Origin of the sequence: Lutimaribacter saemankumensis, from assembly GCF_900100005.1 — a bacterium.
GTDB lineage: Bacteria > Pseudomonadota > Alphaproteobacteria > Rhodobacterales > Rhodobacteraceae > Lutimaribacter > Lutimaribacter saemankumensis.
Genome location: NZ_FNEB01000020.1, coordinates 1 through 12,756, shown reverse-complemented (window position 1 = coordinate 12,756; position 12,756 = coordinate 1). Strand labels below are relative to the sequence as shown.

Here is a 12,756-nt window from a genome sequence, read left to right as displayed (position 1 = left end):
CGAGACAATCTCTTCGGGCTTGGGTCGCCTGTTTGCCATTCTCGGTCCTCCGTTTCCTAAACATAGTGGTGGACCAGTTCAGTTGGGGAGGCTCATAGATGCCGGGGGTCTTGATATAGCCCTTGCCCATGGCGGAAACCTGGGCCGCCTCGGTGAGGATCAGGCCGGCCGACGCGCGCTGGCTGTAATAGGTCTCGGCCATCGTGACCGGGGTGCCGTCATCTTCGGAACGGTTGCGCGTCAGGGGGGCCATCAGCACACGGTTGGGAAGCTCCAGATCACCAAGCTTAACGGGCTGGAACAGGGGGGAACGATCGGTCATGTCATGTCTCCATGGTTTTTATTGGAAGGCTGTTGAGCAGGTCCCGGGCGGGCACCGCGGCTTGGGGGGGCGCCGGGGTGCCGGCGGGACACGCGGCATGGAACGCTGCCCTGTCGGGGGAGATGAAGGGTCGGGGATCGCGGAGGCGCGGGCGGCCGGCCGGCATCGCGTCGCCGGCCGGCTCCATGGTCGGACCTCAGGCCGCGTCCTTGCGCGCCTTTTCCCAAGCGAAGGCCTTCATCGGCTCGTCGACCGGCGTTTCGGCCAGGTGGTTGGTGTAGTTCGACATCACCTTCTGCGACACGCCGAGGATCACCTCGAGCACCTGGCGCTTGGTGAAGCCGGCGGCGAGGAAGGCATCGACAGCCGCGGCGTCGACATTGCCACGGTCGCGCACCGTCGCGAGGGTGAAGCTGCGCAGCGCCTCGAGACGGTCATTCGGCAGCGGTGTCTCGTCGCGCAGCGCGTTGGTGATCGCGTCGTCGACCTTCATCTTTTTGGCGATGCCGGTATGGGCGGGCACGCAGTAATGGCATTCATGTTCGACATTGATGCTCTGCCACACGACCGTCAGCTCGTCCTTGTCGAAGCTGGTCTTCTCGGCGAACAGCTTGTGCAGTTGCTGGTAGCCCTCGAGGAGCGCGGGCGCTTCGGCCATCACGGCATGCAGGCCGGGGATGCGGCCAAAGGTCTTTTGCGAAGTCTCGAGCAGCGGGCGGCTCTCTTCGGGGGCGGTCTCGGCGGAGTGGATGGTAAAGTCGGTCATAGAGGCTCCTTTCATTTTTGAGTGAGCGTTCAAGTTTGCGCCGGTTAGATAGCTTTACTTGAGCGGTCATTCAAGTTATTTTTTGAGTGTTCACTCAAATGAGATCGGAGCCAGTGCATGGGGCGACAGGCGACATATGACCGGGATAAGGTTCTGAAATCCGCGATGGAGCTGTTCTGGGCGCGCGGTTTTCACAACACCTCGCTCAAGGATCTGGAAGGTGCACTCGACATGAGGCCGGGCTCGATCTACGCGGCGTTCGGCTCGAAGGAAGCGCTGTTTCGCGCAGCGCTCGACCGCTATGCGCGCGACGGACGGGCGGGGCTTAATGAGATCATGCGCCGCGCCGAGACACCCATCGCCGGGCTTGCGGCCTATGTGCGTCTTTTGGGCGGGATCGCGCGGAAGGCGATGCCGTCGCGCGCCTGCATGCTGGTAAAGACGCTGCTGGAAGCCCCGGATGACGCGCCCGAGCTGCGCAATTTGGCCGAAGAGATGATGCGCGCGGCCGAGGCCACCTTTGCGGAGGCGTTCCGCGCGGCGCGCGACAGCGGTGAAATCGCCCCGGACAGCGGCCCCGAGGTGCTGGCCGCCCAGCTGCAGGCGGCCATCTTCGGTCTGCGCGCCTATGCGCAGCGCAGCGATGCGGGCGACCGGGTCGAGAAGATCGCCGAAGAGATCGCCAGGGACCTTGAGGGACTGAGGGTTTGAATTACTACCCAACTCTTGAACGGTTTCCGGGGTATTTTTTTGGCTACCCTTTGCCTCTGCTGGTCGACGACGGTTTGGTTGCAGTAGATCACGGCGGGCGGTTATGGCCGCGTCCGGCCATCGCTGCGGGGACTGCCGCAGGCATTGTCTTTTCGCCAGGCATGGAAGGCTGTGTTCGTAACTGAATTTCCCGTGGGTCTCACCATTGCGTTGTTTTTGGCTCTCATCATCGAGCTACCCTTCGAAAGCTACTACCTCGTTGAGAAGCCCAAGCATGCTGAGTTGATGCAACTCGTTTAGATTAAACAAAAAAGGAACGACACTCATGCCTGATCGCCATCCTCTCTCGGCCATTGTCTTCGACGTCAACGAAACCCTGCTCGACATCACTACGCTGGAACCGCTTTTCAGACGACTATTCGGGACGGCTGGGGTCATGCGCGAGTGGTTTGCCGAACTGATCCTCTATTCTCAGGCGATGACACTCTCTGGGCGCTATGCGCCGTTCGGGGAGCTGGCTGGCGGCGTCTTGCGCATGGTTGGCGACAACAAAAGTGTAACAATTTCCGATGAGGACACCGCCGAACTTGGATCACTAATCGGCTCCATGCCGACCCACGCGGACGTAAAACCCGCGCTGAGCAGATTGCGGGATGCCGGGTTCACTCTTGTTACTCTGACAAACTCAGCGCCAACATCATCACCGACACCATTGGAGAAGGCCGGTATCGCAGAGTTCTTCGACCAAAACTTTAGCGTCGCCGAGCTCGGCAAATTCAAGCCACATCCCGATACCTACAAGATGGTTGCGGAACATATGGACATGGAGCCCACGAGCCTGTGCATGGTCGCCTGCCATTTGTGGGATACGATCGGAGCGCAGTCCGTCGGTTTCAAGGGAGCGTTCATCGCCCGCCCGAACAACAACATCCTCAAGGCAACGGGAGTGCCGATACCCAACTTCTCATCTGATGATCTTGTCGACTTGGCAGATCAGATCATCGCGGAAAATAGGGTGATTGGCTAATCACCTGAAGCCTTAACCGCTTGCGGCCTATTCCATTGGAAGATTCGGCTCAACAAACGAGTTACCCCTCATCCAAAATGTAGCTTCGGTCCGCGCGATGTTCTCCAGACCGACGAGATGAACCAATATGCTTTAACTGAAGATCGCAAGAGTGGGCTTGTCCAACTCGGTCAGTGAGGTGTCGGAACTCGCTCCGGGAAGGCATGCGCAAAGTCACTCTGTCTGCAGGAGGACTTCTTTGGCCCAGGGGCCATGCCTCAGACTTTTTCATCCCGCCCTCCGCATCGACCATCCTGCCTTCGATCTGGAAAGGTGGGCTAATGTCCGGTTCGCCAGATAATTCTTGGCGCGTTCGCACGTGCGGCGAACTTCCGGATTCCGCCGTTCGAGACTGATGCTGCGCGGTCGCGCAATTACGGGATTGGGTTCAGAACTGCCGTTCGCTGCGATTGGCTCCAACGTCTTCTTCGCGGACGAAGTGAGCTTTCGCTGCGACCGCCCCGACGGCAGGTTTTGGCGTGTCGCAACAGCAGCGAAAAGTAGCGGGCGGGAACCGGACCTTCGCTGTGCGTGAAGGCCGACAAAGCTTCACCTCAAAAGCGGCCATTGGTATGCCTGTTGCTATAATGCGCAGCACCATTTGGCGACGCTGTTGGCAAGCATCTGTGCGTGTGCCACGGTGTGCGGGCTTGATAGTATTTGAAGAGGCCGTTTGTGTTTGAGCGATACAAGAAGAAAAAGATGCTGTCGGATAGATTTCCAATAATCTGGAGCGTTGTCGGGAATTCTATGGAAGATGTGTTCTACGACCGCGCAAATAGCTACCATAGCTTCACGATCAAGGCGCGCCGCTCTGCAAAGATCAGAACCATTGATGCTCCCAACCCGCCTCTCAAGTTGCTGCAGAGAGCTACGCTCGACAAGCTACTCGCCCCGGTTGTTGCACATGATGCCTCGATGGCTTTTGCACCTGGAAAATCAATCGCGATGAATGCTCGACGTCACCTTGGTGCCTCATACCTTTTCTCAACAGACATCAGGTCATTTTTTCCTTCTGTCACGTCGCAGCACGTCAGAGAGATGCTGGAAGCTCGTTTCCAGCATTTTTCACCGGAAGCGCGTGAAGAAGTTCAAGATCTTGTGACTTTCAACGGTCGGCTCCCGCAGGGAGCGCCGACCAGCCCGCACATCGGAAATCTGGTCATGTTCAGCTTTGACGAGATTTGCTGCGCAAAGGCCGCTGAAATGGGAGCGGTCTATACCAGGTATGCCGATGATATCAGCGTATCATCGAACAGCAGCGAACCGCCTCAACGAATGCAAGAGGTGATTACAGGATACCTTTCAGCTATGGGGATGGAACTCCACCCAGACAAAACCCGTCAACTTGGTCCCAAGCAAACCAGGATCGTTACTGGACTGGATATTGGTCGTTCTCGTCTTCGGCCGACGAAAGCCTATAGGAAAAAGGCAGCCGCTCTGGTCAGAATGTCATCGAAGTATCCGACCAAGATGGCACGACAACACTACAAGATTTTGGGATATCTTGCGTATTGGAACGATATTGACCCGAGCGATCCGCAGCTAGCGGCTTTACTGGATCAAATGAAACGGCCAAGCTGGGCAGCTAAGGTGCGTGCATCAGCGGCACGCCAAAAGCCGCGTGGACAGGCCATGTTTCACAGGTTTCCAGAGGAACTCCTGAAAGACCTGGGGCCAGGTTTGAGGAAATGAGTTCATCGCACTCTCTGCGCCACGAGAACGCATCAACTGTCGTCTGCCGAACGCGCCAAGGGCAACCAGTGTAACCAGACCGGCGGAGCCGGGCCGCCGAGTGCGTTAGCGGGAGGCGGCAGACACATGATCGAGGCCGGCCAATAGACCGACAGCTTGCCCTTGGCGCTTGCCTAAGCGCTACAACAACGTGGCATTTGGTTCAAGTCAGCGAGAAGCGGCTTCACCAGTGGATTCTTGGCTGCCGTTGCACATTCCGGAGCCGCTTGGAGTCGTTTCCCAAACGGCAGGGGAAAGGGGAGCCCAGACCGGACGTACTGCGACAGGTTCGAAGGACCGAAACAGGCCGTCCTCGCCATAACCAATGTCAGCAATGCGCGGTTCGCGCCCGCCCAAGCGTCGCGCAGCATCTGCCTCTTGGGCTCGGAGTCGCCGTTCGCTGCAGACCGCATCAACGACCGCTCCGGATGACCAGTCCGTTCCCGCCTTACGACCCGCCGGTTTACTGACACTCCGGCAGATACCCTAAGACCGTCTCCGGGGCCGGACGCATGATCTCCGGCAACCCCTGCAGCACATCGTCGACCACCTCCGCCGTCAGCGACGCCACCTCGCAGGCGTACTGCTGGCGTGTGCCTTCGGGGTTCTCGACTAGCCACTCCTGGAAGTCCTGTTCCTCGAAGTAAGCGATGGCGCCGACGCCCGCGAGGGGAACCGCTACGACCGCCCGTCTCAAGCGCGCCTTGGCTTTGGTCTTGGCGACGGCCTTCGCCAGTTGCTTGCGATGCGCGACCGCCGTGGCGGCGGCTTTCGCAGACATTGTCGCGACGGTGGTGGTCATCTGAAAGGCCCAGATCCCCGCCGCGATCGTCGAGGAGGCCAGCGCAAAGCTGAGCCAACCGAGGAACACGACGCTCCTGAACAGTTCGAATACCTTCGCCATCTCCGGCCTCCCCTCAAAAAGAGACCCCGGCCAGTCATCGCCAGCCGGGGCCGTTCTCAGGGCAGCTTACGCGTCACCACGTAGTCCGCCAACCACTCCCAGTAGTGCTCCCGGTGTCGGAAGCCCTGCTGTCGCGCCGCGACATCTTCCGCCGCCTCCCTGGACAGACCGCCGTCGTATTGAGCGATTGCGGCCCGCTCCTCTAAGGCGTCGATGTCCGGTATCAGCATGGCGGCAGCCTGATCTGGTCGACGATCCCGCGCTTCTGCTCGTCGGAGATACCCGCGGAGTAGATGCCGTAGGTAATCCCGTTTTCGGACCGTGCGGACTTGTGGCCGACGATCGACGCGGTGAAGTGCTCCGGGACACCCATTCGCTCGCACTGGGTGATGAACCACTTGCGGGTCGAGTGGAACACCAGACCGGGACGTTCCAGGTCCAGCCGCTTTCGCAGCTCGGTGAACCGGGTGGTCACGATCTTCACCGACAGGTCCGGAAACAACGGCCCGTCCGATGGCAGGTCCGCCAGCATCGCCTCCAACTCCGGATGCAGCGGCACCAGTCGTTCGGCAGCGTCGGTCTTGAGCTCCCGCAGCTTGTTCGGACGCACGTGCACGAACTAGCCGAGATTGCCCTTCCGGACCAGATCCTCCCGCAGCAACCCGTCCGCCTCACCCGAGCGCATACCGGAGAGCAGGCAGAGCTTCAGCGGCTGTTGGATCATCGGGTCCCTGGCTTTCAGGAGCCTAGAGACCTCCTCGTCCGTCGGCACGGCGTAAGGAGCGAGTTTGACCTTCCCCTCGAAGCGGACCGTCCGAAACGGGTTCCGGTCGAGATGACCCTCGTAGACCGTCCAGTCCTGATGCTATGACTCTAGTCGGTCTGCGCAGACACCCCACCACCAAGCCTGGGGCACCCCTCGGGGCACTTTCACCCGGACGGCATCCCGCGCGGGTCATCGGTTCAAGTATCGGAGGATGGTGGCTGGGGTGGTAGGAGACCTTTAAGGCCCAAGAAAGCTATCCGAAACGTGCCGCGACCGCTCTCATCGGGGCACTTTCCGGGGGCAGTCCCGGTCGTGAAAAACAGAAAGGAAGGGTCTTAAGGGTGGCCTTCCGAGAGACCTCCGACCGGGACCGTCCCACGCGTCTTCCTGGGATCAGCCCGCTTTAAAGCCGACGCCCCCTTGCGCGAGGACACCTGCGGGGTGACGGGTGCGGCAGGCGCGGGGGTGACGTCGGATGGGGGGGTGGGGTGACGTTCGAGTTGGCGGTGGGGGATGGCTGCTGGACAGACGAAGAAACGTACTGATCGACAGCTCAGGCTTCCGGCGAGAAACACGCTTCACGGTGGCGCATGGAATGTTGAGTCATGTGCTCTGAATGGCGAGTGCGATAACAATGCACAGCAGCGCCACATAGATCGTACCTGGGTATTTCCATAGTACAGCCGTGAAGTTCTTCATCGTGCTTCTTCCCTTTCGAACGAAGGCCCGCACCCTTCCACGTCAACCTACGTACGCAACCTCTTTGGAAATCTGTTGGCCGGCTTGGGGCATTATTCTGGCAGCGCGCAGATTGTCCCGGAACCTCATCCAAGAGAGGGGGCGGTATCGGATTCTGAAAGCAGATAGCTCCGCGCCGTCCGCCCCAGATGTTGATATCCTGTAAGGGTTGTTCGGTGGTTGAAACGAAAAGGGCGAGCACGACGCCCGCCCGTTCCCAGTCACATGTGAAGCCGTATCAGGCCTTCTTGGCCTTGCGACGACGCAGCCAAGCAAACCCGGCGATCCCGGTCAGAAGCAGAGGTGCGCCCGCTGGGAGGGGGACTACGGCATTCGCGGTCGCAAACACTTCGGTTCCGCTCTTGAGTACCTTCTCGGCGCGCGTGTAATTGATGCCGGGGTTCAGATACTCGGCGATATCCTGATCATAGCAGCCCTTTCCAATGCACCAGACCTCGGCAGAAGCGGAATTCTGGAAGATCAGAAAGCTGTACCAACTGTCGACAAATTCGAAGGAGAGTTCGGTCTCGGTGGCAATTACGCTGGACGCGCTGCCGATTACCTGAGTGCCGCGGCGGGTTGACTCAGCGAAGGTGATCTTTCCATCGCTGGTCGGGCTCAAATTGGGCGACGCGAAAGAAAACTCCCAATCGAGAATATCGTCGCCACCCAGTCGGCCAACTTTGCCGTTCGTCTCGATAAACCCGGTAATCGAGCCTGTTCCGATTTGCCGGTCGACCTTGTACGTCGCGGCGTGTGCCGATGAGCCCGCGAGAATGGACAGGACGATTGCTGCGGCTGAAATGTATTTTTTCATATCGTATCTCAATCATAGTTGGTTTGATTGAGGATAGAGCCGAAATTCCATTTTGGTGTCAAATTCCTATGGATTTTGTCAAAAAATAAGAAACAATAATCGATCAACCTTGGGAACTGGTCACCAGGAAACCCCCTGAAAAATCTTTCCATCAATAGCTTGGACGGGACTATCCGTTTTGACCCCGGCCAGTCATCGCCAGCCGGGGCCGCTCTCAGGGCAGCTTACGCGTGACCACGTAGTCCGCCAACCACCCCCAGTAGTGCTCTCGTCCTCGAAAGCCCTGCTGTTGCGCCGCGAGATCTTCCGCCGCCTCCCTGGACAGACCGCCGTCGTATTGAGCGATGGCGGCCCGCTCCTCGAAGGCGTCGATGTCCGGTATCAGCATGACGGCAGCCGGATCTGGTCGACGATCCCGCGCTTCTGCTCGTCGGAGATGCCCGCGGAGTAGATGCCGTAGGTGATCCCGTTCTCAGACCGCGCGGACTTGTGCCCGACGATCGACGCGGTGAAGTGCTCCGGCACGCCCGTTCGCTCGCACTGGGTGATGAACCACTTGCGGGTCGAGTGGAACACCAGACCGGGACGGTCCAGGTGCAGCCGCTTGCGCAGGTCGGTGAACCGGGTGGTCACGATCTTCACCGACAGGTCCTGAAACAGCGGTCCCTCCGACGGCAGGTCCGCCAGCATCGCCTCCAACTCGGGATGCAGCGGCACCAGTCGTTCGGCGGCGTCGGTCTTGAGTTCCCGAAGCTTGTTCGGACGGATGTGCACGAACCAGCCGAGGTTGCCCTTCCGGACCAGATCCTCCCGCAGCAACCCGACCGCCTCACCCGAGCGCATGCCGGAGAGCAGGCAGAGCTTCAGCGGCTGGTGGATCATCGGATCCCGGGCCTTCAGGAGCCTGGAGACCTCCTCGTCCGTCGGCACGGCGTAAGGCGCGGGTTTGACCTTCCCCTCGAAGCGGACCGTCCGGAACGGGTTCTGATCGAGATGACCCTCGTAGACCGTCCAGTCCAGGAAGTGGTTCACCTGCATCCAGATCCGCTTGCGCGTTCGGACGGAGATCCGGCGGGTACCGCGATCGGACCAGCGCACGAGCTGTTCCAGGGACATGCGCCGCGTCTCCGGGGACTTGCCGATCAGCGGCGACAGCCGGGCGATCAGACCCAGGAACTCCCGACCGTCGTCGCGTGTGACCGAGGTGACCCGACGATCGGCGTACTTGGACGTGAACAGCCCGACCGAGTACCGGACGCTCTTGAAGCCGCCCCAGCGAAGCTCCCGACCGCGCAGGGTCAGGTAGGTCCGGGACAGCTCCTTGACCGTCGGTGCCTTGGTCTTGCCGGGGAACGCGATCGGTCCCTCGGCCTCCAGAGTGCTCCGGAGAGCGGCGAGTGCGGTCCCGGTGGCGTCGGTCCAGGAAAAGTGCTCGGGTGGCGTCTCCGCGTCACTCAGGATGTCTTCGGCCCTCGCTCGCACCCGGCGGACGAGGTCTTCGTAGCGGGCGTTCACCTCGTTGGCGCGGGCCCGGGCCAGCTTGACGTCGCCGGTCTTGAGCGACTGCTTGAGGGCGCGCGAGCTCAGCAGCGGCGCGACGTCCTTGGGGTAGTTGCGGCGATAGAGCCAGGTTTGCCCCTTGAGATAGGCGTACTTGATTTCGGACATGACAACTCCTTCCCCGGCGGAAGTGCCCCCGGGGTGATTTCGGTTTTCGATTTGAAAGAAAGGGGATCAGGCGACGGGTGGGATGTACTCAATCCTTCCCGTCACCGGACTTGATGAGATCCAGCGAGGGCTCGCCGTAGTGTCCGGCGAAGGGACCGGTCAGCGCCATTCCGGTGACGTGGTCTTCCTCGACCGTGTCGATCCGGAACAGGTGTTCAGGGACGTCATCGAAGGCTCGGATGACGACCACCGCGTCGGGTTTGAGCTCGGCCATCGGTCACACCGCCGCCAACGTCAGCAGTATCAGCAGGAACCAATCTACGACCTTGTCCTGGTCCAGGCCGGACTTTCGCCGGGCGGTCTTCTTCGGCGGCGTGAACAGCCACGCCAGTGCTTTGATGAGCATGGGAAACCTCCTTGGTTGCTATCGTTATAGATGCGAAGGTTTCCTCGGTTTTAAGTGAAGAGATGCAGGGGAGTTATCCTCGATACGGAACAGCCGAGAGCGAAACGCCAAAGCTCGTTCCCAGCAGCTTACGCGTTATCGCTTGCAGCGCAGTACTTGTCGGTGTTCGCTCACATCTCGGCCCAAGCGTGATGCGATACGGCGGTTGACCTGAGTGCGTAGATTGAAAGAGTTCCGGGGCTGCGACCTGCAAATAAGGTACGATCATGTTTCCTCGAGGACGGTAGCGCCAGTCTCCGCTGTAAATGTTTTCCATAGGGCAGACCAAACGCCATTCACGCTCGTCGGCGAACGATGGGTGCTTCATCAGGATGCCGTAAGTAGTGACAAAGTCTTGCATCTCTTTGACGACGGCTTCGGAAAGTTCATCGACCTTCCCAGTTATAGAGTGTTTGCCGAAGAGAAACCTAACGAAGTCTCTGCAAATACGAAGTTGTTCGCTGCGAACATAGATCACCTTGTGAAGGTGAATGTTCTTTCTGGCCATCGTTTCGAGCAACAAGGAGCTATCAAATCCGATGGACGCACCTTGACCATCCGCACCATAGCTACGCCAAAGAGAAAGTTGGTCTGCTTCGGCGCAGAGCGAGAACACACAACGCCCTTGTTGCAATCCCAAGCCTCTAATCTGCGACCTGATTTTCGTGAACCAAACATTGTCACTAACACCGATATCTCTGAAGCCTTGCTCTACTGCCTGTTCCAGTATGTCACGTACGTGTACGATCTCCTTAGCGTCGTTCATGGTCGAAGCGTCCGAGATCCAAAAGGACTGGCTCTCTAAGATTCCAAGCAGACCTGCTAACGAGCAATAATGAAAAAGCAGTTTGGGTCGATGCTCTTCTGGGTTTCCCAAGGAAGGGACAAAGTCCGACATCTAGTTTCACCTTCTGGAAGATACTCATATGACATGCTCAATCAGGTGGTAGCCTACGTTGACACTCAATAAACGTCTACCAAACTAGTCGCCCCCAACGTCACCCCACCCCCCCCCATCCGACGTCACCCCCGCGCCTGTGTCACCCGTCACCCCGCAGGTGTCCTCGCGCGCGGGGGCGTCGGCTTTAAAGCGGGCTGATCCCAGGAAGACGCGTGGGACGGTCCCGGTCGGAGGTCTCTCGGAAGGCCACCCTTAAGACCCTTCCTTTCTGTTTTTCACGACCGGGACTGCCCCCGGAAAGTGCCCCGTTAAGAGCTAGCGTGGGAGGTTCGTTAAGGCTTTCTTCGGTGTTAAAGGTCTCCTACCACCCCAGCCACCTTCCTCCGATACTTGAACCGATGACCCGCGCGGGATTCCGTTGGGGTGAAAGTGCCCCGAGGGGTGCCCCCCCGCGACGGGTGCATCGGGTGACGCCTCGGGGGACACGGCGGGGGCCTATCCCACGCGGTCGGCGTCAGAGGAGGTCCGGGTCGACCCCGTAGGCCCAGTTCGCCCAGTCGTCGCGCTTGTTGTCCGCCTGCGAGCCGATTTCCAGGTGGTCCGGGTTGATGCACAGCCGGTTGTGGCACCGGTGGCGGATGACGTGGTCGCGTGAGGCGATAGCTTGGTTCAGGACGCAGTAGATGAACCGATATGCGTCGACTTGGCGTCCCCGGAAGCGGACCTTTCGCGGCTTCTCGGTATCGGTCACCAGACACCCTCTGTCATCTTCGCGCGCGTCTTCGGTGAGTGAGAGGGCCCGTTGCCGGGCCTCCTCCAGGTGATTTTCAATCACGTCTCGAAACCAAACCTCGCTGTCGTCTTCGAGGAAAGGAAAGTTCGACGGCGCCGACATCAGTACATTCCTTCTTCGAGAACCAGAGCAACCAAATCGGATTCTGTGCTGATATCATCTTCCTCCTCGGGGAGGAGTGGAGTCGTGAGATGCTCCGTGATGGATTGGGAATAGCCGCGAGGTCCGCGCACGCTGCCGCGTTCGATCCAGAAGCCCTCACGGACCCAGATGGCCCGGACGTAGTCTTTCCCGTCCCACTTGGCCTTGAACTTCGACCAGCCGAGCTCGGTCATCAGGTGCCGCGTTGAGTTCGGGTTCTGCTTCAGGTCCTCGCGGATGAGCCTAACCACGTCCGCCTCCGGAACTGCGTGCTGACCGTTCCCCTCCAGAGTCTCCGCCAACAGCGCCCGAACGGTCTTTTCGGACGCGCCCTGGATGCGTCGCATGATCGGTGTGGCGTCTCGCGCGATGTTCAACGTCTTGGCGGAGAACCCATTCGCAATCCGCCGCTCCATCAACGCACGATACAGCCCCGCGAGCGCGCGATCATCGTCCATGAATGCATAGACCCGCTCGACCAAGGCGACGAACCGATCGGCTTGCGGACCGGTGGCGTGGCCGTCGTGGTCGATTTCGATGATGTAGTATCGCCGGTCCTCCGGTTCGATCCAGAGCGGGAGGTGGTTGGTGGTGAACAGGAAGCAGCAGCAGTGTTCGATCTGCTCGGCTGAGCAGCCCGATCTGATTGGTCCAAGGTAATTGTTAGTGCATGATCGGGCTGGTTTCCATTGGGATGATGGTTTCGGGAGCCGGCGGCCGATAGCCCAATGCACTGTGTGGTCTCTTGGTGTTGTAGTGTTTCCTCCATTGCTCGATCAGGATTTGAGCCTCACGCAGGCTATAGAAGATTTCCCCATTGAGCAGTTCATCCCGCATCCGCCCGTTGAAGCTTTCGCAATACCCATTCTCCCAGGGCGAACCTGGCTCTATGAATGCCGTCTTTGCACCGACAGCCGTGATCCAATCCCGAACCGCTTGGGCAACGAACTCAGGTCCATTGTCCGACCGAATGAAAGAGGGAGC

General features: G+C 59.5%; 17 protein-coding genes. 3 read left to right on the top strand and 14 right to left on the bottom strand.

Translation table 11 applies throughout. The annotated features are described in order from the left end of the window. Both BLT50_RS18310 and BLT50_RS18305 read right to left on the bottom strand, forming a co-directional pair. The coding region (locus tag BLT50_RS18310) for a beta/alpha barrel domain-containing protein (protein WP_483869206.1) at window positions 1-322 on the bottom strand (322 nt) is incomplete at its 3' end. Window positions 323-518: 196 nt separating this feature from the next. Continuing rightward, window positions 519-1,088: a carboxymuconolactone decarboxylase family protein gene (locus tag BLT50_RS18305; RefSeq protein ID WP_090030688.1), complete on the bottom strand. Its 570-nt coding sequence runs from the start codon at window positions 1,086-1,088 to the stop codon at window positions 519-521. A 117-nt stretch (window positions 1,089-1,205) separates the two neighbouring features. Here BLT50_RS18305 and BLT50_RS18300 point away from each other — a divergent pair, with 117 nt between their 5' ends. The 3 genes from BLT50_RS18300 to BLT50_RS18290 all read left to right on the top strand — a co-directional run bounded on the left by BLT50_RS18300 (window position 1,206) and on the right by BLT50_RS18290 (window position 4,560). Next, window positions 1,206-1,799, top strand: coding sequence for a TetR/AcrR family transcriptional regulator (locus tag BLT50_RS18300; RefSeq protein ID WP_090030686.1), 594 nt, complete (start codon window positions 1,206-1,208; stop codon window positions 1,797-1,799). A gap of 325 nt (window positions 1,800-2,124) precedes the next feature. Beyond that, window positions 2,125-2,826 (top strand): haloacid dehalogenase type II, encoded by a 702-nt coding sequence (locus tag BLT50_RS18295; protein ID WP_090030684.1) that lies wholly within the window; start codon window positions 2,125-2,127, stop codon window positions 2,824-2,826. Window positions 2,827-3,615: 789 nt separating this feature from the next. Further along, on the top strand, window positions 3,616-4,560 hold the full coding sequence (locus BLT50_RS18290; protein ID WP_175491539.1) for a reverse transcriptase family protein: 945 nt from the start codon (window positions 3,616-3,618) through the stop codon (window positions 4,558-4,560). A 502-nt stretch (window positions 4,561-5,062) separates the two neighbouring features. On the opposite strand, the gene BLT50_RS18285 is transcribed toward BLT50_RS18290, so the two are convergent. The 12 genes from BLT50_RS18285 to BLT50_RS18240 form a co-directional block, all read right to left on the bottom strand. Further along, a complete protein-coding gene (locus BLT50_RS18285) occupies window positions 5,063-5,503 on the bottom strand; it encodes a hypothetical protein (RefSeq protein ID WP_090030680.1) in 441 nt (146 codons plus the stop codon). 56 nt (window positions 5,504-5,559) lie between these two features. Further along, the gene (locus tag BLT50_RS19445) at window positions 5,560-5,733 is read right to left on the bottom strand and encodes a hypothetical protein (protein WP_175491538.1); all 174 of its coding nucleotides are present in this window, start codon (window positions 5,731-5,733) and stop codon (window positions 5,560-5,562) included. Then, the gene (locus BLT50_RS18280; protein ID WP_090030679.1) at window positions 5,727-6,113 is read right to left on the bottom strand and encodes a site-specific integrase; all 387 of its coding nucleotides are present in this window, start codon (window positions 6,111-6,113) and stop codon (window positions 5,727-5,729) included. Before BLT50_RS18280 ends, BLT50_RS19445 begins: the two co-directional genes overlap by 7 nt. Window positions 6,114-7,245: 1,132 nt before the next feature. Further along, entirely contained in the window at window positions 7,246-7,824 is a 579-nt protein-coding gene (locus BLT50_RS18270) for a VPLPA-CTERM sorting domain-containing protein (RefSeq protein ID WP_090030675.1), read from the bottom strand. Between the two features lie 214 nt (window positions 7,825-8,038). Continuing rightward, window positions 8,039-8,212 carry a hypothetical protein gene (locus tag BLT50_RS19440; protein ID WP_175491537.1) on the bottom strand — a complete coding sequence of 58 codons (174 nt, stop codon included), beginning with the start codon at window positions 8,210-8,212 and terminating at the stop codon, window positions 8,039-8,041. Beyond that, complete coding sequence (locus BLT50_RS18265; RefSeq protein ID WP_090030673.1) at window positions 8,206-9,492, bottom strand: DUF6538 domain-containing protein; 1,287 nt, start codon at window positions 9,490-9,492, stop codon at window positions 8,206-8,208. Before BLT50_RS18265 ends, BLT50_RS19440 begins: the two co-directional genes overlap by 7 nt. Before the next feature lie 88 nt (window positions 9,493-9,580). After that, entirely contained in the window at window positions 9,581-9,766 is a 186-nt protein-coding gene (locus BLT50_RS18260) for a hypothetical protein (RefSeq protein ID WP_090030671.1), read from the bottom strand. Between the two features lie 3 nt (window positions 9,767-9,769). Continuing rightward, window positions 9,770-9,898 carry a hypothetical protein gene (locus tag BLT50_RS19720; RefSeq protein ID WP_281241661.1) on the bottom strand — a complete coding sequence of 43 codons (129 nt, stop codon included), beginning with the start codon at window positions 9,896-9,898 and terminating at the stop codon, window positions 9,770-9,772. 73 nt (window positions 9,899-9,971) lie between these two features. Next, window positions 9,972-10,835, bottom strand: a complete 864-nt coding sequence (locus BLT50_RS18255; RefSeq protein ID WP_090030670.1) for a DUF2971 domain-containing protein — start codon at window positions 10,833-10,835, stop codon at window positions 9,972-9,974. A 517-nt stretch (window positions 10,836-11,352) separates the two neighbouring features. Further along, window positions 11,353-11,733, bottom strand: coding sequence for an HNH endonuclease (locus BLT50_RS18250; RefSeq protein WP_090030668.1), 381 nt, complete (start codon window positions 11,731-11,733; stop codon window positions 11,353-11,355). After that, entirely contained in the window at window positions 11,733-12,230 is a 498-nt protein-coding gene (locus BLT50_RS19510; RefSeq protein WP_090030666.1) for a hypothetical protein, read from the bottom strand. Before BLT50_RS19510 ends, BLT50_RS18250 begins: the two co-directional genes overlap by 1 nt. A 205-nt stretch (window positions 12,231-12,435) precedes the next feature. After that, the coding region (locus BLT50_RS18240; RefSeq protein ID WP_139170487.1) for an integrase core domain-containing protein at window positions 12,436-12,756 on the bottom strand (321 nt) is incomplete at its 5' end.